The organism is Anaeromyxobacter sp. SG64 (assembly GCF_022690745.1).
GTDB classification, from domain to species: domain Bacteria; phylum Myxococcota; class Myxococcia; order Myxococcales; family Anaeromyxobacteraceae; genus Anaeromyxobacter; species Anaeromyxobacter soli.
The window spans coordinates 41,031-56,710 of sequence record NZ_JALCZB010000009.1; the positions used below are offsets into that span (position 1 = coordinate 41,031).

General features: G+C 73.8%; 14 protein-coding genes. 4 read left to right on the forward strand and 10 right to left on the reverse strand.

Annotation, left to right across the window (positions count from 1 at the left end):
* Positions 1 to 11 precede the first annotated feature (11 nt).
* On the forward strand, positions 12 to 1,004 hold the full coding sequence (locus tag MNZ29_RS04645) for a YheT family hydrolase (protein WP_242337335.1): 993 nt from the start codon (positions 12 to 14) through the stop codon (positions 1,002 to 1,004).
* A gap of 7 nt (positions 1,005 to 1,011) precedes the next feature.
* Here the strand turns inward: MNZ29_RS04645 and MNZ29_RS04650 are convergent, their stop codons facing one another.
* From MNZ29_RS04650 to MNZ29_RS04675, 6 genes are all read right to left on the reverse strand, one after another.
* A complete protein-coding gene (locus MNZ29_RS04650; protein ID WP_255821180.1) occupies positions 1,012 to 2,202 on the reverse strand; it encodes an acyltransferase in 1,191 nt (396 codons plus the stop codon).
* A 138-nt stretch (positions 2,203 to 2,340) separates the two neighbouring features.
* Positions 2,341 to 2,643, reverse strand: a complete 303-nt coding sequence (locus MNZ29_RS04655) for a c-type cytochrome (protein ID WP_242353162.1) — start codon at positions 2,641 to 2,643, stop codon at positions 2,341 to 2,343.
* Between the two features lie 23 nt (positions 2,644 to 2,666).
* Positions 2,667 to 3,920 carry a sulfate reduction electron transfer complex DsrMKJOP subunit DsrP gene (gene dsrP / locus MNZ29_RS04660; protein WP_242337329.1) on the reverse strand — a complete coding sequence of 418 codons (1,254 nt, stop codon included), beginning with the start codon at positions 3,918 to 3,920 and terminating at the stop codon, positions 2,667 to 2,669.
* Between the two features lie 11 nt (positions 3,921 to 3,931).
* Complete coding sequence (locus tag MNZ29_RS04665; protein ID WP_242337327.1) at positions 3,932 to 4,855, reverse strand: 4Fe-4S dicluster domain-containing protein; 924 nt, start codon at positions 4,853 to 4,855, stop codon at positions 3,932 to 3,934.
* Between the two features lie 2 nt (positions 4,856 to 4,857).
* Complete coding sequence (locus MNZ29_RS04670; RefSeq protein WP_242337325.1) at positions 4,858 to 5,574, reverse strand: hypothetical protein; 717 nt, start codon at positions 5,572 to 5,574, stop codon at positions 4,858 to 4,860.
* A gap of 108 nt (positions 5,575 to 5,682) precedes the next feature.
* Entirely contained in the window at positions 5,683 to 6,939 is a 1,257-nt protein-coding gene (locus MNZ29_RS04675) for a TIGR04013 family B12-binding domain/radical SAM domain-containing protein (RefSeq protein ID WP_242337323.1), read from the reverse strand.
* Positions 6,940 to 7,173: 234 nt separating this feature from the next.
* Here MNZ29_RS04675 and MNZ29_RS04680 point away from each other — a divergent pair, with 234 nt between their 5' ends.
* On the forward strand, positions 7,174 to 7,422 hold the full coding sequence (locus MNZ29_RS04680; RefSeq protein WP_242337321.1) for a hypothetical protein: 249 nt from the start codon (positions 7,174 to 7,176) through the stop codon (positions 7,420 to 7,422).
* Between the two features lie 60 nt (positions 7,423 to 7,482).
* Here MNZ29_RS04680 and MNZ29_RS04685 read toward each other — a convergent pair whose 3' ends face one another.
* Complete coding sequence (locus MNZ29_RS04685; protein WP_242337319.1) at positions 7,483 to 8,037, reverse strand: TIGR02265 family protein; 555 nt, start codon at positions 8,035 to 8,037, stop codon at positions 7,483 to 7,485.
* A gap of 217 nt (positions 8,038 to 8,254) precedes the next feature.
* Positions 8,255 to 9,994, reverse strand: a complete 1,740-nt coding sequence (locus tag MNZ29_RS04690) for a chloride channel protein (RefSeq protein WP_242337317.1) — start codon at positions 9,992 to 9,994, stop codon at positions 8,255 to 8,257.
* Positions 9,995 to 10,218: 224 nt separating this feature from the next.
* On the opposite strand from MNZ29_RS04690, the gene MNZ29_RS04695 reads away from it, so the two are divergent.
* Both MNZ29_RS04695 and MNZ29_RS04700 read left to right on the forward strand, forming a co-directional pair.
* Positions 10,219 to 11,184: a hypothetical protein gene (locus tag MNZ29_RS04695; protein WP_242353164.1), complete on the forward strand. Its 966-nt coding sequence runs from the start codon at positions 10,219 to 10,221 to the stop codon at positions 11,182 to 11,184.
* Position 11,185: 1 nt separating this feature from the next.
* Complete coding sequence (locus tag MNZ29_RS04700) at positions 11,186 to 11,512, forward strand: hypothetical protein (protein ID WP_242337313.1); 327 nt, start codon at positions 11,186 to 11,188, stop codon at positions 11,510 to 11,512.
* A gap of 14 nt (positions 11,513 to 11,526) precedes the next feature.
* Here the strand turns inward: MNZ29_RS04700 and MNZ29_RS04705 are convergent, their stop codons facing one another.
* Positions 11,527 to 12,825, reverse strand: coding sequence for an MFS transporter (locus MNZ29_RS04705; RefSeq protein WP_242337311.1), 1,299 nt, complete (start codon positions 12,823 to 12,825; stop codon positions 11,527 to 11,529).
* 149 nt (positions 12,826 to 12,974) lie between these two features.
* Positions 12,975 to 15,533, reverse strand: coding sequence for a M1 family metallopeptidase (locus MNZ29_RS04710; RefSeq protein ID WP_242337309.1), 2,559 nt, complete (start codon positions 15,531 to 15,533; stop codon positions 12,975 to 12,977).
* Positions 15,534 to 15,680 lie beyond the last annotated feature (147 nt).

Below are 15,680 nucleotides of genomic sequence, written 5' to 3' on the forward strand. Positions count from 1 at the left end.
CGCGATCACCCATGTCCCCGCCCCCCTCGCCCTACGCCCCGGCCCGCTGGCTGCGCGGCGGCCACGCGATGACGATCTTCGCGAGCCTCGCCCGCGTGTACCCGCGCCCGCGGGCCCGCCGCGAGCGGTGGGAGCTGCCGGACGGCGACTTCGTGGACGTCGATCGCTACGCCGCGAGCGGCGACGCGGCCCGGCCGGTGCTCGTCGTGTGCCACGGCCTCGAGGGCTCGTCCCGCGCGCCGTACGTCCGCGGCCTCGTCGCCGTCGCGCTCGCGCGCGGGCTCGACGCGCTGGCCTTGAACTTCCGCGGCTGCTCCGGGGAGCAGAACCGACTTCCGCGCTTCTACCACTCGGGCGACACGGGAGATCTGCACGAGGTCGTGGCCCGGCTCGCCGCGGAGCGGCCCGGGCGGCCCATCGTGCTCGCCGGGTTCTCGCTCGGCGGCAACGTCGTCGTGAAGTACGTCGGCGAGCGCGGCGACGGTCTCTTCCCGGAGGTCCGCGCCGCCGCCGGCATCTCGGTCCCCTTCGACCTCCTCCGCTCGGCGCGGGCGCTCGACGCCGCGGGGTTCTGGAACCGCGTCTACCGCGAGCGGTTCCTGCGCCGCCTGCGCGAGAAGGCGCTCGCGAAGGCGCGGCGGTTCCCGGAGGCGATCGACGCGGCGCGCGTGCGGGCGGCGGCCACGTTCGCCGAGTACGACGCGGCCCTCACCGCTCCGCTGCACGGGTTCGCGTCCGCGGAGGACTACTGGACGCGCTGCTCGTCCGCGCGCTTCCTCGCCGGGGTCCGCCGGCCGCTGCTCGCCATCGCGGCGATGGACGACCCCATCGTCCCGGGCGACGCGCTCCCCCTCGCGGAGGCCCGCGCGAACCCGCTCGTCACGCTCGAGGCCACGCCGGCCGGCGGACACGTCGCGTTCGTGTCGGGCTCGCCGTTCTGGCCGGACTTCTGGGCGGAGCGGCGCGCGATCGAGTTCCTCGCGGCGGCCGCGCTCGGCGCGTGAGGCGCGGCTACTCGCCGCCCTCGGCCTCGGTCCGGCCGCCGCTCTCGAGGCGGAGGCGGACGCGCTCCCAGCCGGTCGCGGCCGCCGCGACGAGGCCGCTCCGGACGCGCTGGAAGGCGACGTTCACCGCGAAGCTCCCGAGGAGCACCGCCGTGGCGACGAGGAGCGCGCTCCCGAGCCCGAGCTGGGGCCCGATCCGGTTCGTGAGGCCCGTGAAGGTCGACCAGCCGTAGACCACCGGGACGTGGATCGCGTAGACCCCGAGCGACGCGCGGCCGACCGGCGCGAGCCGCGCCGCCCACGCCGCCGGCACCGTGGAGAGGGCCGCGAGCACGAGCAACACGGCGCCGCTCCGGAACGTGAACAGGAGCGGGTGCCCCATCGGCATCTCGCCCACCCCGGTCCCGATGGTGCCCGCGACGAGCACCGCCCCCACGAGCGCCATCCCGGCGGCGCTGCGACCACCGCCGGTGCCGGCGAGGAGCCCGACGAGCGCGCCCACGAAGAAGTAGGCCGCCCAGGGGAACAGCGGGAAGGGCGAGGTCCCTCCCGCCGCCTGCCGGAGCGCGAGCGCCGGCAGCGACCGCGGCAGCTCGGCGACGCCCGGCACGACCGGCGCCGGCGCGAGCATGCCGAGCGCGATGCAGAGGAGGCCGAGCGCGCCGATCGCCCACGCGTGCTCGCGACGCGACCACGGCAGCGCGAGGACGAGCGAGGCGGCGAGGAGCGCGAGGGCGATCGTGTGGAGCGCGTCGAACGACAGGAAGTGCGCCCACACGTCGAGCTCGCCCGCCGCGAGCCGCTCGACGCCCCAGCCCGGCCACCGGAGCGCGTAGCCGATGCCGAGCAGGAGGAGGACGCGGCCGATCCGGCCGCGCGGGATGTCGAGGCCACGCGCGCGCCCGCGCGAGATCGCGACGGTGACGGCCCAGCCCGAGACCATGAGGAACAGGGGCGCCGTGAACCCGCGCGCCTTCCAGTACAGCTCCACGCCCGCGGTGGCCCGCACGGCGGGCGCGAGCAGCGCGTCGAGGGTGTGGCCGAACACCATCGCCAGCACCCCGAGGGCACGGGCGGCGTCCAGCGCGGCGATCCGGCCCCGGGGCGGCTGCGGCGCGCTCGCCGCGGGTACGGCACGCAGCGGTGGCGCGACGGCGGAGGGACGGCGCGACTCTGTCGGCTGATGGGTCGCCTGCAACGGAGCGGCTCGCGGAAACGGGCGGGCGCCGGGCCACTCGGCTCCGGCGCCTCGCGCGCGAAACCTATAACACGGACCCGTCCGCCGCGCTCCCCGTCCGGGCCGCCCGCAGGACGGCCCGGACGGTCGGTTCCTTCCCTACTTCAGCCCGCCCTTCACGTACTTCGCGACGGCCTGGATCTCGGCCTCCGTCATCTTGCCCTTGAACGCCGTCATCTTGCCCTTGCCGTTCTCGATCGTCTTCGCGATGTCGGCCTCGCTGGCCGTCAGCGTGGTGAGGTCCTTCGCGCCGAGCTTCTGGGCCATCGGGGTGTTGCCCTTGCCGTCCTTGCCGTGACAGGCGGCGCAGCGCTTGGCGAAGATCTCGGCGGGGGCGACGCCCTCGGCGCGAGCGACGGCGGCGGCGGCGAGGACGACGAGGGCGACGGCGATGCGCTTCATGTGCTTCCTCCCTTGTGCGTGGTTCAGTGCGCCGGGAACCCGGCGCCGCTCGGACCCGGCGCGGCCACCCGCTCCGGCGCCCGGAAGGTTCCGACGAGGATGGGCGCCGCGATCTTCACGAGCGCCGTGAAGACGAGGAACCCGACCCCGAACACGCCCGCCGCGATGGCCCATTCCGTCGCGGTCGGGGTGTACTCGTAAATTTCGCCCAGCGTGTCGGGCGTGAACCCCGGGATGATGAGGCCCATCCCCTTCTCGATGTAGACGCCCGCCCAGATGAGCAGGCAGCCGAGGTTCAGCGTGACGTAGTTCCTCCGGGTGCGCGGGATGAGGAACAGCACGAACGCGGCGACGCTGCAGGTGAGCGACAGCCACGCGTACGGCACCAGGGCCCGGTGACCGTCGAGGCCGCCCCAGAAGTACTGCGTGTACCGGAGGTGCTCGGTCGCCGAGTAGTACTCCTTGAACAGCTCGGCGCCGAGCAGGAACAGGTTCAGGAACATCGCGTAGCTCATGAGCTCCGCGATCTTCCAGATCGCCTCGTCCTTGATCGGGAACCGGTTCGTGCGGCGCAGGATCTGGAACAGGATGATCATGACCGCGGGGCCGGAGCAGAAGGCGGACGCGATGAAGCGCGGCGCGAGGATGGAGGCGTTCCAGTACGGGCGCGCGGCCATGCCGTTGTAGAGGAACGCGGTCACGGTGTGCGTCGAGATGGACACCGGGATCGAGAGCAAGACGAGCGGCAGGAAGATCCGCCTGTCGTAGTGCTCGCCGCGGTACGTCTTGAAGAGCAGGTAGAGGACGAGCGCGACGTTCAGGAGCAGGTACGTGTTGAGGACGAGCGCGTCCCAGGCGAGGAGCGAGCGCGGCCAGTTCGGCGTGCCGAGGAGCGGCATGACGTGGAGGAACCGGTCCGGCCGGCCCATGTCCACGAGGATGAACAGGAGGCACATGGTGAGCGCGCTGATGGCGAGCAGCTCGCCGAGCACCACCACCTCCTTGATCGGCTTCCACTGGTAGACGTAGGCCGGGACGACGAGCAGCACCGCCGCGGCCGCGACGCCCACGAGGAAGGTGAAGTTGCCGATGTAGAACGCCCACGAGACCTGATCGCGCATGTTCGTCGCGATGAGCCCCGTGCGCACCTGGTGGACGTAGGCGATCGCGCCGACCGCCACGAGCGCGAGGAGCGCCGCCACCCAGGCCTTGTACGCGCGCCCGCCGGTGACCAGGAGGCGCGCGCTCCCCTTCACGAACTCCGCCGCTCCGCTCATCGCCCGCCTCGCTAGGTCGCGTAGAAGTAGTAGAACTGCGGGTGCGTCGCGAGCTCCTCCTTGAAGACGAACACCCGCTTCGTCTCCATGACCCGGCGGATCTCGCTCTCCGGATCGAGGAGGTTGCCGAACTTGCGCGCGCCCACGGGGCAGACCTCGACGCAGGCCGGGTAGCGCCCCTCGCGCGTGCGCTGGATGCAGAAGGTGCACTTCTCGACCACGCCCTTCGGACGCGGGCGGTTGCCGAGGTAGTGCTGGTGCGGGTTCAGCTCGTCCGCGGGCAGGGTCGGCGTCGCCCAGTTGAAGTGGCGCGCGCCGTACGGGCAGGCGGACATGCAGCAGCGGCACCCGATGCACCAGTCGTAGTCGATGACGACGATGCCGTCCTTCTCCTTCCACGTCGCCTGCGTCGGGCACGCCTTCACGCAGGGCGGGTTCCGGCACTGCTGGCACTGGACGGGCATGTAGAACTTGCCCGGCCGCGGCACCGCGTCCGCCTCGTAGTAGTGGTTCGCGTGGGCGAGATCGACGCCGTGCTCCTTGTCCATCTCCATCACCCGGATCCACTGGATCTGCGGGCTCTGCCGCGACGGGTTGTTCTCCGCCACGCACGCGTAGACGCAGCGGCGGCAGCCGACGCAGCGCGAGAGGTCGAGGCCGTAGCCGAACTCGACGCCGGGCCGCGGGCCGGTGGCGGACACCGTGGTCTTCTTCCCGAAACGCTCGAGGTTCTTCCGCTCCACCTTCGCGAGCACGTGGCGGAGCTCGTCCGGCGAGAGCTCCTTGAAGTGGCCGCGCAGGAAGTCCTCCATCTCCACGCCGCAGGAGGAGAGCGCCGCGACGGCGGCGCCGGCGGCGGCGGTGCGCATGAAGGCGCGGCGCGACGGGTCGGCGGGCGCGTCCGCCACGACGGGCAGGCTCTTCCGCTCGGACATGGCTACCTCCCGCCCGCGGCGGTGGTGGAGGCCTTCGGCGCCACGGGGCGGCGCATCTCCTCGGGACGGAGCGGCCGCGGCTCGGGGCGCAGCATCTCCAGCGTGGGCGCGGTGGTCTTCTTCCCGTCCACCTCGATCTCCTTCACGCCCTTGAAGCCCGGCGTGTGCGGGTTGTGGCAATTCACGCAGAGGAAATAGGTCTTCTGGCCGTCCCACTGGCCGACGCGCTTGCCGTGCACGCCCGCGCGCCAGTCGCGGTACTTGTCGCCGTGGCACTGGCCGCAGAGCCGGTACGACTCCGTGAACGGCACCGTCTCGCCGCTCGCGAGCTTCAGCACGTCCCGGTTCTGCGCGTCGTGGCAGTCGAGGCACCAGCGCGCGTTGGAATCGTGGTCGAACACCTTCTGGATGTCCTCGTGGAACGTGAGCTCGCGGCGGGTGCGATCGCCCGGATCGACGTGGCACCCGCTGCACGGGAAGATCCCCTCGGAGAACGGAGGCGGCTCCGCCTGGATCAGCGGAGGCGTCCTCGGCCCCTCCGCCGTCTCCCGCGCCTTCGCGCCGTTCGCCGGCTCGGGGCTGGGCTCGCTCTTCGTACTCTTCGTCGGTCCCGCCGGGCTCGCGGCAGGGTTACCGCCCGCGGCGTGCGCGGGCGGCGGTGACGCGAGCGCGGCGGCGACGATCGCCAGGATCGTCAGGGCATGGGTGTCGAGGCGCATGGAGTCTCCCGCTCTCGGGGGAACGTACTCCGCGACTTGATCTGTCGTTTGATCTAGGTCAATTCGATGCTCGCTCGCTTGGGGCGTGAGCGCCCACTGACGCCGCGTCTACGCACCCTTGCGCGGCAACCGGAGCGCCCGCTCCTCCTGCCGCCGCCATTGACCGTGCGCCGCCCCGGAGGCCGCGAGCCGCTCGAGGATGGCCCCGCTCGCGGCGTCGATGCGTCCTGGCGGCTCGCGCGCCCAGGGGGTGCCGGGCAAGGGCATGAACGCGTGCGCGTGCACGCGCGCTCCCTCGGCTGCGAGCCGGAACATGGCCTGACGCGTCGCGACGCGGTCCTCCTCGGTCTCGCCCGGCAGGCCGAAGATGAAGTCCACCGACGGCAGGAACCCGGCCTCCAGGGCGAGCCGGGCCGCGCGCGCCACGCTGCCCGCGTCGTGCCCGCGCTGCATCGCCGAGAGCAGCCGATCCGAGCCCGACTGGCCGCCGATGACGACCGTCCGGTTGTCGCAGTAGCGGCGCAGCAGCGCGAGCGCCTCGGCGGAGACGTGCTCGGGGCGGAGCTCCGACGGAAACGAGCCGACGAAGAGCCGCCGCGCTGGTCCGATCGCCTCGCGCGCGGTGGCGAGCAACGCCTCCAGCGCGGCGAGATCGCAGCCGCCGTCGTCCGAGCCCCACGAGAGCGCCGACGGCGTGAGCACGCGCAGGTCCCGAGCGTCGACGCGCGCGAGGGCGCGAGCCCAGCGGCGGATGGAGTCGAGCGAGCGGTGGCGGAAGCGGGCGCGGAAGAGGAACGGCGTGTGACAGAACCGGCACGCCCAGATGCAGCCGCGGGTGATCTCGAGCGGCCCGATCCGGCCGGCGCGCGGCGCGAAGGGCGGCACCTCGTCCAGATCCACGGGCGGTGCGCGGCCGCTCCTGCGCACGCCGCCGCCGTCGAGCCAGGCGAGCCCGGGCCCTCCGCGCGGATCCTCCCCCACCGCGACGCGCGCGAGCAGCGCGGGCAGGGTCTCCTCCCCTTCCCCGATGGCCACGAGGTCGAACCCCGCCGCGAGCGTGCCCGCAGGATCCGCGCTCGCGTGCGGCCCGCCCGCGACGTGCAGCACGCGTGGGTCGGGAACCGCGGCTCGCACGCGGGCGAGCTCCGCGGTCACCTCGTCGAAGCTCGCCGTGTAGAAGGACCAGGCGACCACCGGCCTGCGCCCTTCGTTCGACGCCGTCCGCGCGGCTTCGATCACGGCCTCGGGCGAGGTCGCGACGACGGCGGGGACGTCCGTGGTGGCGGGATTCGTCTCGACCGCGCCGAGGAGCACGTTGAGCGCGTGGCGGGCGGTCCTGCGGTAGTGGAGGACGAGAGTGGTCACCGCCCAGCGAGCGTGCTCCGGGTCGCGGTGGTGGGCAAGGGGCGGCCGGACGGGCTTGGTGGACGGAGTCGGTCTTGGTCAGGGTCGGGTCGGGGTCGAGGCCGAGGTCGGGTCGCGCTCGCGGCCCGTTCGCGCGGCTCGCTTCCGCTGCACCGCGACGACACGCATCGTGAACGACCCACCTCGCCGACGATCGCGAGCGCCGAGGTTCGGCGGCGGTTACGGAACGCTCCCATGCCGACCCGCTCCATCGACGTGCTGCGACCGCGCCGGCCACCGGCGTGGAGTCCCGCGGAGGGCCCGGCGGCGGCCCCCCAGCAGCGGCTTCCCCGCCCGTCGATCGTCCGGGCCGATGGGAGCACCGCGCGCGGCTCCGGCGCGCTGTGGGCTCCGAGCCAGGGCCCCTGCCGCCCGGAGACCGGGGGCGCGGGCGGCGAGCCCAGCGGCCACAACATCCCCATCCGGAAGGACTGCTGGGACTAGGACGATCGAGGCACGGTGGCGACCAGGTCGTCGCCGCGATCGCTGCGCGTCTCGATCGGCCTACCGCCACTCGCAGCGGAACTCGCAGCAGTCCGCCTTCCGCGCGCGGCAGCGCGTCTCCACCACGCTGACGCCGAGACCACCGCAGATCTCGATCGCGCGCTGGAGCCACCCGACGGTCGTCAGGCAGTCCTCGGCGACCACCTCTTCCTCGCCGCAGGTGCGGATCAGCGCCGCGCGCTCTCCGGTCGCCTCGTGGACGCGGTGTCCGGAGGAGTGCTGCGCCGCGTACATGCGAGGCACGTCCGCGAGGAACCGCTGGGGATCACCGTCGCGCACGAACGCTCGCTGGACCCCCGCCGCTCCCAGGTTCGTCGAGGCGCTGAACCGGCCCATGTCCAGGAACAGCCGCGTCCGGTCTCCGTTCGCGAGGATCGCCGCGGCGGTCATCTCCAGGCGGAGCAGGAGGTCCGCCGGATACCAGCCGCTCTGGAGGACGATCCCGCGGAGCGCCTCCTGATCCGCCTTCGAGAGGTGCCGCACCACGCGCCCCGACTTCTCCTCTCCCTGGGCCTCCAGGTACTTCAGGCGCGCGAGGAGAAGGGTCCCCTTCACCTTCCCCGTCGCTCGCGCGCCAGTCTGGGGCGATACGGCAGAAGCGCTGGGGCTGTCGGGCATGGATGTCGGCCTCCGCGGCGATCGACCGCACGCGCCACTTCGCCTTCCCCGCGCGCCGGTGTCAATCTCCTCCACTCTCGGTGCTTGCGCCTACACACACCCACGGCATACCCGGGCGGGATGAACGTGAGCCCATGCGTCGGGAGGTCCCCGGCTAGAACGTCCCCTGCGCGAGCAGGTCTCGCATCGCGACGGTGCCGACGAGCCTCCGCCGATCGTCGACCACCGGCAGCCGGTCGAGGTCGGTCTCCCCGAAGCGCTCCGCCACCTCCGCCAGGCTCATCGTGGTCGTGATCGGGACCACGTCCCGGTTCACCACGTCGGCCGCCACGATCATCCCCAGGTGGGCGTGATCGGAGATGGTGCCCTTCAGGGCGTCGAGCTGGATGACGCCGAGGAGCTCGTTGTCGACGGTGGTCACGTAGAGATCGTGCCCCGGAGGCAGGGAGAGGAGCTTCTTCAGCATCTGGTCGAACGGCAGCGTCGGCTCGACGCGCACGGCGTCGGGCACGACCAGCGCGGCCACGGGGGTGCGGCGGAGCCAGTCCGGGCGGGGCAGCTCGGGGAGCCGCACGCCGCGCCGGCGAAGCGGCGCGGTGTAGAGCGAGTCGGGCTCGATGGCCCGGCTCGTCGCGGCGGCGATCGCGGCCGAGAGCATGAGCGGGAGGATGACGCCGTAGTCGCCCGTCATCTCGAAGATGATGAGCACCGACGACACCGCCGCGTGCGTCGTGCCGGCGAGCACGCCCGCCATCCCGACGAGGGCGAGCGCGCCGGGAGGCGCGAGCCCCGGGAAGACGAGCGCGAGGAGCTCGCCCGCCGCGCCGCCGATGGCGGCCCCGTAGAAGAGCGACGGCGTGAAGAGTCCACCGGGGACGCCGGAGCCGGTGCACAGCGCGCTCGCCGCGAGCTTCAGCAAGGGGAAGATCAGCAGCGCCTTGAGCTGCACGGTGCCGAGCAGCATCGCGTGCACGCTGTCGAACCCGTTGCCGAGCACGGGCGCCCAGCGCACGGACATGAGCCCGACGACGAAGAGCCCGAACACCGGGAGGAGCGGCTTCATCCAGCGCGGGAACCGCTCGAACGTGACCTCCACCCACCCCATCACCCGGACGAAGATCACCGAGGCGAGGCCGAGGAAGGGCGCGAGGACGAGGCCGGGGACGAGCTCGCGCGGGTGGAGCAGCTCGTACTCCGGGATGATGTAAGTCATGTGCGCGCCGGGCAGGATGCGCGAGACCGCGGTCGCGACCACGCACGACACGACGATGGGCCCGAGCAGCTCGAGCGCGAACGAGCCGAGGAGCACCTCGAGCCCGAAGAGCGCGCCCCCGATCGGCGTGTCGTAGGCGGCCGCGATGCCCGACGCGGCGCCGCACGCGACGAGGACCCGCGTCTGCCGCTCGTCGAGCCTGAGACGCGACGCGAGCCAGGATCCCGACGACGCCCCGGCCTGCACGAGCGCGCCCTCTCGCCCGAGGGACGCGCCCATGCCGACGGCGATGATCGAGAGCAGCCCCCGCGCCATGGTCGGCCCGAGCGCGAGCTGGCGGTCGCGGTGCCAGATCGCCTCGATGATGCGCGCGGTGCCGTGGCCGCCCATCGGCCGCCGCCAGAACAGATAGACGACCGTGACGAGCGCGCCCGCGAGGGTGGGCACGAGGACGCGCTGGAGCGGCGGCGCGGCCTCGACCGCGGCGATGAACCGATCCGCGTCCGGCCAGGCGAGCCCCTGGACGAGTCGCAGGACGTAGAGCAGCGCGCCCGCGCCCAGCCCGGAGAGCAACCCCGTCGCGATGACGAGCACCCAGAAGCGCTGCGCGGCTCCGGGCAGGACGCGGAGGAAGTCGCGCAGCGACCGGAAGAACAGCGGCGGTGCGCCCCCCGCCGGCACTCGCGCGCCGAGGGGCGTTCCGCCCTGCGCGGCGCCCGTCCCGCGAACTGTTCCCGTCCCAGCCAAGCGTGCGCGCGCCGTCCGTGTCCCAAGCTCCGCACGATCCAGGCACGTCGGCAACGGCTGCGGTGGCGCACCGGCGTCGCACACGCCCCCGCCGGACCGCCACGCCGCTCGCCGCGAGGGCTCTACCGCCCGCCGGGATGGGGCGCAAGCTTCCGGGAGTGGATCCGGCGAAGGAGGTCGTCTCGGAGCCCGGCGCACGCACCGCGCGGGAGTTCACCCGCCGTGCCCACGCGCTCGCGAAGCTGCACGCCGTCCTCGCCGTGGGCGCCCTCGCCGGCGAGGTGCTCCTCCTGGTGCGCGGCAGGGTGCTCGTCACGCTCGCGCAGCGGTCGAACGTCGAGACCCTCACCCTCGCGTTCTTCGCCGTCTTCTTCGCCTACGTCGGCTTCCTCGGGGCGCGCGGCGTCCCGGGCGCGCTCCGCGTCCTGCGCTACGCCCTGCTCGCCAGGACGCGGGGCCGCGACCACGCAGAGCGCGCGAAGCACGAGGCGCTCGGCCCGCCCCGGGGCGAGAGCCCCCTCGCGGCGCTGAGCGTCCTCGTCGAGCGGGAGGACGCTCCCGGGCGCCCGTTCGAGCTGGCGGTGGAGGACGCGGCCGGCTCCATGGGGCGGCTCCACGTGGACGGCGCGCGGGTGCAGCACGCGCCGCACCGCCGCGACGGCTCGAACAACCTCATCGCCTACCTCGCGCACCAGGTGCAGGACGTGGCGGGCAGGCGCCAGGGGCGCGTGGTCGACGTGGTGGAGTGGGGCACGCTCGACGACGAGTCCACGCACCAGTTCCTCGCGCTCGCCGAGTTCGGGCGGAACCTCGGCGTCGCGCTCGGCAAGGAGGGGCTGTGGCCTCGCGTCACCCTCACCGCGGAGGACTGCGCCGAGCTCGAGCGCCGTCTCGCCGCGATCTGCCCTGCCCTTCGCGACGAGGGGTTCCTTCCGCACTGGGAGTACGAAGCGGAGCACAAGCTCCCCATCGTGCCCGAGCCGCTCGGGCTCGCGAGCCTCGGGCGGAGCGAGCGGCGTGCGGATCCGCTCCCGTCCCTCACCGCGCTCGCCCTGGTCGTCGCGACGGCGACGTCGATCCTCGCCGCCCTCGTCCTCTATCCGCCCTGGGTCCCGGGGAAGTGACGTGAAGCGCGCGCTCGCCCTCGTCGTCGCCGCGGTCGCCGGAGCCCTCGCGGTCCGGGCGTGCGCCGGCCCGCGGCCGTCGGTCGCCGCGACCTGGCTGGAGCAGCGGTCGGACGGGTGGATCGCCGCCGCGCGGATCCGGAACGCCGGCGGCGACGGCGAGATCCAGGTCACGTTCCGGCTCCGCGATCGGGTGACCGGACGGACGATCCCCGCCGAGGGCACGGCGCAGGTGCGCCGCGGCGAGGAGGTCGAGGTGCGCGCCGCCGTGCCCGCGCCGCCCGGCGACTGGTCGGTCGAGGCGGAGTCGGAGTACCCGCCGCAGTGACGCGACGGGGGCCGCTACGTCGGCGTGCCCGGCTCGGGCACCGTCGCAGGGGCGCCCCGCCGCCGGACCACCGCCACCATGACGAGCAGCACCGCGATGCCCGTGAACGTGAGCACCACGTCCATGGCGAGCGAGCCGTGCGAGCCGCGCAGGCTCGCCGGGAAGAGCGGCGCGCTCGCCGCCCAGCCGTCGAGCCAGGTGACGTAGCTGATGGCGAGGTTCGAGGCCGAGTTGAAGAGCGCGTACTTCGTGGTCGTCGCGGCCGTGTGGCCGATGAGCTCGAGCACCATGCCCGCCCAGGTCGCGAAGGCGATCCCGTTCGCGAACGAGTACGCGAGCGTGCCCCACGCGTACGTCGCCGGCGTGAGCGGCGCGAGCAGCATGGCGAGCGCGGAGAGCGCGGTGATCCCGCCGGCCACGGCATAGGCGAGCCGGCGGCTCATCCGATCCGCGAGGTAGCCGCCCACGAGCGAGCCCGCCGCGCTGGTGATGCCGCCGCCGAGCCCGTTGACGAGCTCCACCACGCGGGCCGACGCGCCGAAGTCGGGCGCCATGCCGGCGAAGAGGTTCGTGAGGGCGCCGCAGCCGACGGGGACGAGGCAGATGACGAGCCCGGTGAACCCCGCGCGGCTGCGCACCGTCCGGCCGAGGTCCTTCGTCATCTCCCACAGGTGCAGCCCGAGCGCGCGCGCCACGCTCCCCGCCCGCGCCACCGCCGCGTCCACCCGGCGGGGCTCGACGATCCGGAGCGCGAGCGAGGCGCTCGCGACGACGACGAGCGCGAGCACGATCCCCCCCGCCCGCGGCGAGACGTGCTCGGACACCCACAGCGCCAGGGCGCCGAGGAGGCCCGTACCGCCCACGTTCGAGGCCATCGAGAACCCGCCCGCCTTGCCCTTGTCCTCGAAGCGGGTGGTGATGGCCATGAGCGCGTTGTTGGCCGCGTGGCCGGTCGTCGCCGTCGCCTGCGCGAGCATGATGAGCGTCGTGTAGAGGCCGAGGTTCCGGAGCGGATCGGGGACGAGCGAGGCGGCCACGAGCAGCGCCGCGGTCGCCGTCGTCATGGCGAGGTACCAGGCGCGCTTCAGCGACCCGATGTCGAGCACCGGGATCCAGAGGATCTTGAACGCGTGCGGGGCGAACACCGCCGCGCTGATCGCGCCGACCCGGTCGAGCGGCACCCCGCCCTGCCGCAGCCAGAACGGCATCGCGATCATCGCGTAGCCGACCGCCGCGCCGAACGGGAGGTCCAGGAACAGGAACAGCCAGGGGGGCGTCGGGCGGGCGGGCGGAGCCGCGGGCGTCGAGGTCACGCGGGGGAGTCTAAACGGCCGACCCTGATTCGCGAACAGGCGAGCGAAGCGAACCCGCCGGGGCGACGCCGCGGAGGCGGCGAAGCCGCTCGCGGCAGCGCACGGGCCCCGGCGAGCGGGGCGGGGGACGCAGTCCCCCGTTCGAACGTTTATCGCGCCTCGAGCCAGGCGCCGACCGCGGCCTGGGTCCGCTCGCGCAGCGCCACGTCCTGGCGGAGCCGCTCGAGCGTCTGGGCGATGGCCTGGCGCGCCTCGCCGAGCGGATGGGCCGCGAGGAACGCCTCCGCCTCCTCGAGCTCGCCGCGCTCGACGAGCGCGCCCATGGCCTCGACGACGCGCCGGAGCAGCATCGGCGCTCCCTTCACCCGTCCGTGCAGCTCCTCCCAGTCCGCCCGCAGCCTGTCCCAGAACGGGCGCCGCGCGGTGCGGTTCGCGAGGAGCGCCGCGACGAACGAGGCGACGTCCTGCAGCGGGACCTCGTCCGTGAAGACGAGGTCCACTCCCCGCGCCGCGAGCGCAGGCTCCTCGAAGGACGCGAGCGCGAGGAGCCAGCGGCGCCGGAAGGCGGGGTCGGTCTCCTTGGCGAAGAGCCCGCGGAACGCCTCGAAGCGCGCGAGGTCGCCGCCGCGCGCCGCCATCGCCACGGCGGCGTCGTGCAGGTTCGGCTCGAGCGCCCCGCGGTCGCCGCCGATCCAGCGGTCGAGCCGCGCCGCCGCCTCGTGGGTCACGCCCGCGCTCCGGGCCACGAGCCCGAGGGCGCGCACCGCGGCGGCGCGCCGGAGGCGCACCTCGTCACCCTCGCTCGGCGCCGCGCCCCAGCCGCACGCGGCGAGGCGCGGCCCGAACAGCGTCACGACGAGCGCCGCGAAGCGGAGCCGGTCGCCGTCGCCGAGGAGGCGGTACTCGATGGCGGACAGGCGCGCGACGAGCTCGTCGAGGACCGCGTGATCCTCCTCGCCGCCGAAGCGCGTCACGAGATCGAGGAACGCCCCGATCTCCCGCTCGCCGCTCCGCACGAGCGCCCACTCGTCGGAGACGAGCTGGATGCGCTCCGCGGGCGCGAGCCCGGCGAGGTTCTGCCCCAGGGCCTCGAGCCCCGCGGCGTCGTAGGCGACCCGGTAGAACCCCGTCGCGCCGGCGTTGGCGCAGACGAAGGCGGGCGCGTCGGCCCCCGCGAGCTCCACCTCCGCGCGCCGCTCGCGCAGGAGGACGCGCTGCTCCGTCACCCGATCGCCGTCGCCGTGGCGGAGGACGAGCGGCACCGGCCAGACCGTGTCTTCCCCACCCGCGGCGCTCCCCTCCGAGAAGAACCGCCGCTGCTCGAGCGTGAGCACGCGCCCCTCGCGGCGGACGTGCACGAGCGGGAACCCGGGCTGGCCGATCCAGGCGTTCGCGAGCTCGACCACCGGCTCGCGCGAGGCCTCGGCGAGCGCGCCCCACAGGTCGTCGGCGACGGCGTTCCCCTTCGCGTGGCGGCGCATGTAGAGCCGGATCCCGTCCCGGAACCGCTCCGCGCCGAGGTAGCCCTCGATCATGCGGAGCACCGCCCCGCCCTTCTCGTAGGTGATGAGGTCGAACGCCTCGCCTGCCGCGTTCACGTCGCGGATCTCGGCGTGGATGGGGTGCGTGGAGCGCAGGGCGTCGAGGTGCATCGCCGCCGCCTTGCCCTGGTCGAACTCGAGCCAGACGCGCCAGGCGGGGTTCCACTGATCCACGACCTTGAACGCCATCCAGGTGGCGAACGCCTCGTTGAGCCAGAGGTCGTCCCACCACGTCATGGTGACATAGTTGCCGAACCACTGGTGCGCGAGCTCGTGGGTGACCACCTCGGCCACCCGCTTCTTCTGGGCGAGCGACGCGGTCCCCGGATCGAGGAGGAGGGCGACCTCGCGGAAGGTGATGAGCCCCGCGTTCTCCATCGCCCCGGCCTCGAACTCGGGGAGCCCGACCTGATCGACCTTGCCGAACGCGTACGGCACGCCGAAGTAGTCCTCGAGGCGAGGCAGCACCTCGACGGCGACGGCCTGGCCGAAGCCGGTGAGCGGGAGCTTCTCGGGCGAGGCCCAGGTGCGGACCGGCACGCCGCGGACGTTCACGGATGGGAAGGACTGCACCCCGCCGACGACGAGCGCGACGAGGTAGGTCGGCAAGGGCGGGGTCTCGGCGAAGACCACCCGCCGGCGGCCCCCGGGGAGCACCTCCTCGCCCTCGGGTGCGCCGTTCGAGAGCACGACCGCGCCCGCGGGCGCCTCGATCGTGAGCCGCCACGTCGCCTTGAAGCCCGGCTCGTCGAACGAGGGGAACACGCGCCGGGCGTCCGCCGCCTCGAACTGCGTCGCGCAGAGGGCGGGGGCCGCGAGGTAGAGCCCGCGGAGCCCCGGGCTCATGCGCCCGGTCCAGGCGAGCTCGAGCGTGCCCGGCCCGCCCTGCACCGGCTCCGCGAAGCGCAGGACGACGGTCTCGCTCGCGGGCGCCGGCGTGACCGACGCGACGAGGACGCGGCCGCCGGCGTGGAGCGCGGCGCGTGTCACGTCGAGCTCGGCGGCGTGCAGGACGATCTCGTCCACCCCCCTCGAGGACGAGAGCTCGATCCGCTCGCTGCCCGAGAAGCGCTTTCCGTCGAGATCGACGGACAAAGTGGCCTCGTAGCGGAGCGGACGGAGATGGGGCGGGAGCCGGAAGGTGCGGTCGTCGGTGGGGTGTGGCATCGGTCGGTCCTCGAGCGCGCGCGCGGCGCACGCGCAAGGCGTAACCGATGACGGCCGCGTTCCCCACGACTTTCGGCAGGGCACGTGACGTGGCGCAGCTGGATACCCGCGCGGGCGCGCGCCGACCCGCCGGGGCCGGGACGGAGC

Excerpts from the sequence above, each read along its gene's own strand:
- MNZ29_RS04645 (WP_242337335.1), top strand. The coding sequence starts at position 12 with ATGTCCCCGCCCCCCTCGCCCTACGCCCCGGCCCGCTGGCTGCGCGGC.
- MNZ29_RS04655 (WP_242353162.1), bottom strand. The coding sequence starts at position 2,643 with ATGAAGCGCATCGCCGTCGCCCTCGTCGTCCTCGCCGCCGCCGCCGTC.
- dsrP (WP_242337329.1), bottom strand. The coding sequence starts at position 3,920 with ATGAGCGGAGCGGCGGAGTTCGTGAAGGGGAGCGCGCGCCTCCTGGTC.
- MNZ29_RS04665 (WP_242337327.1), bottom strand. The coding sequence starts at position 4,855 with ATGTCCGAGCGGAAGAGCCTGCCCGTCGTGGCGGACGCGCCCGCCGAC.
- MNZ29_RS04670 (WP_242337325.1), bottom strand. The coding sequence starts at position 5,574 with ATGCGCCTCGACACCCATGCCCTGACGATCCTGGCGATCGTCGCCGCC.
- MNZ29_RS04680 (WP_242337321.1), top strand. The coding sequence starts at position 7,174 with ATGCCGACCCGCTCCATCGACGTGCTGCGACCGCGCCGGCCACCGGCG.
- MNZ29_RS04710 (WP_242337309.1), bottom strand. The coding sequence starts at position 15,533 with ATGCCACACCCCACCGACGACCGCACCTTCCGGCTCCCGCCCCATCTC.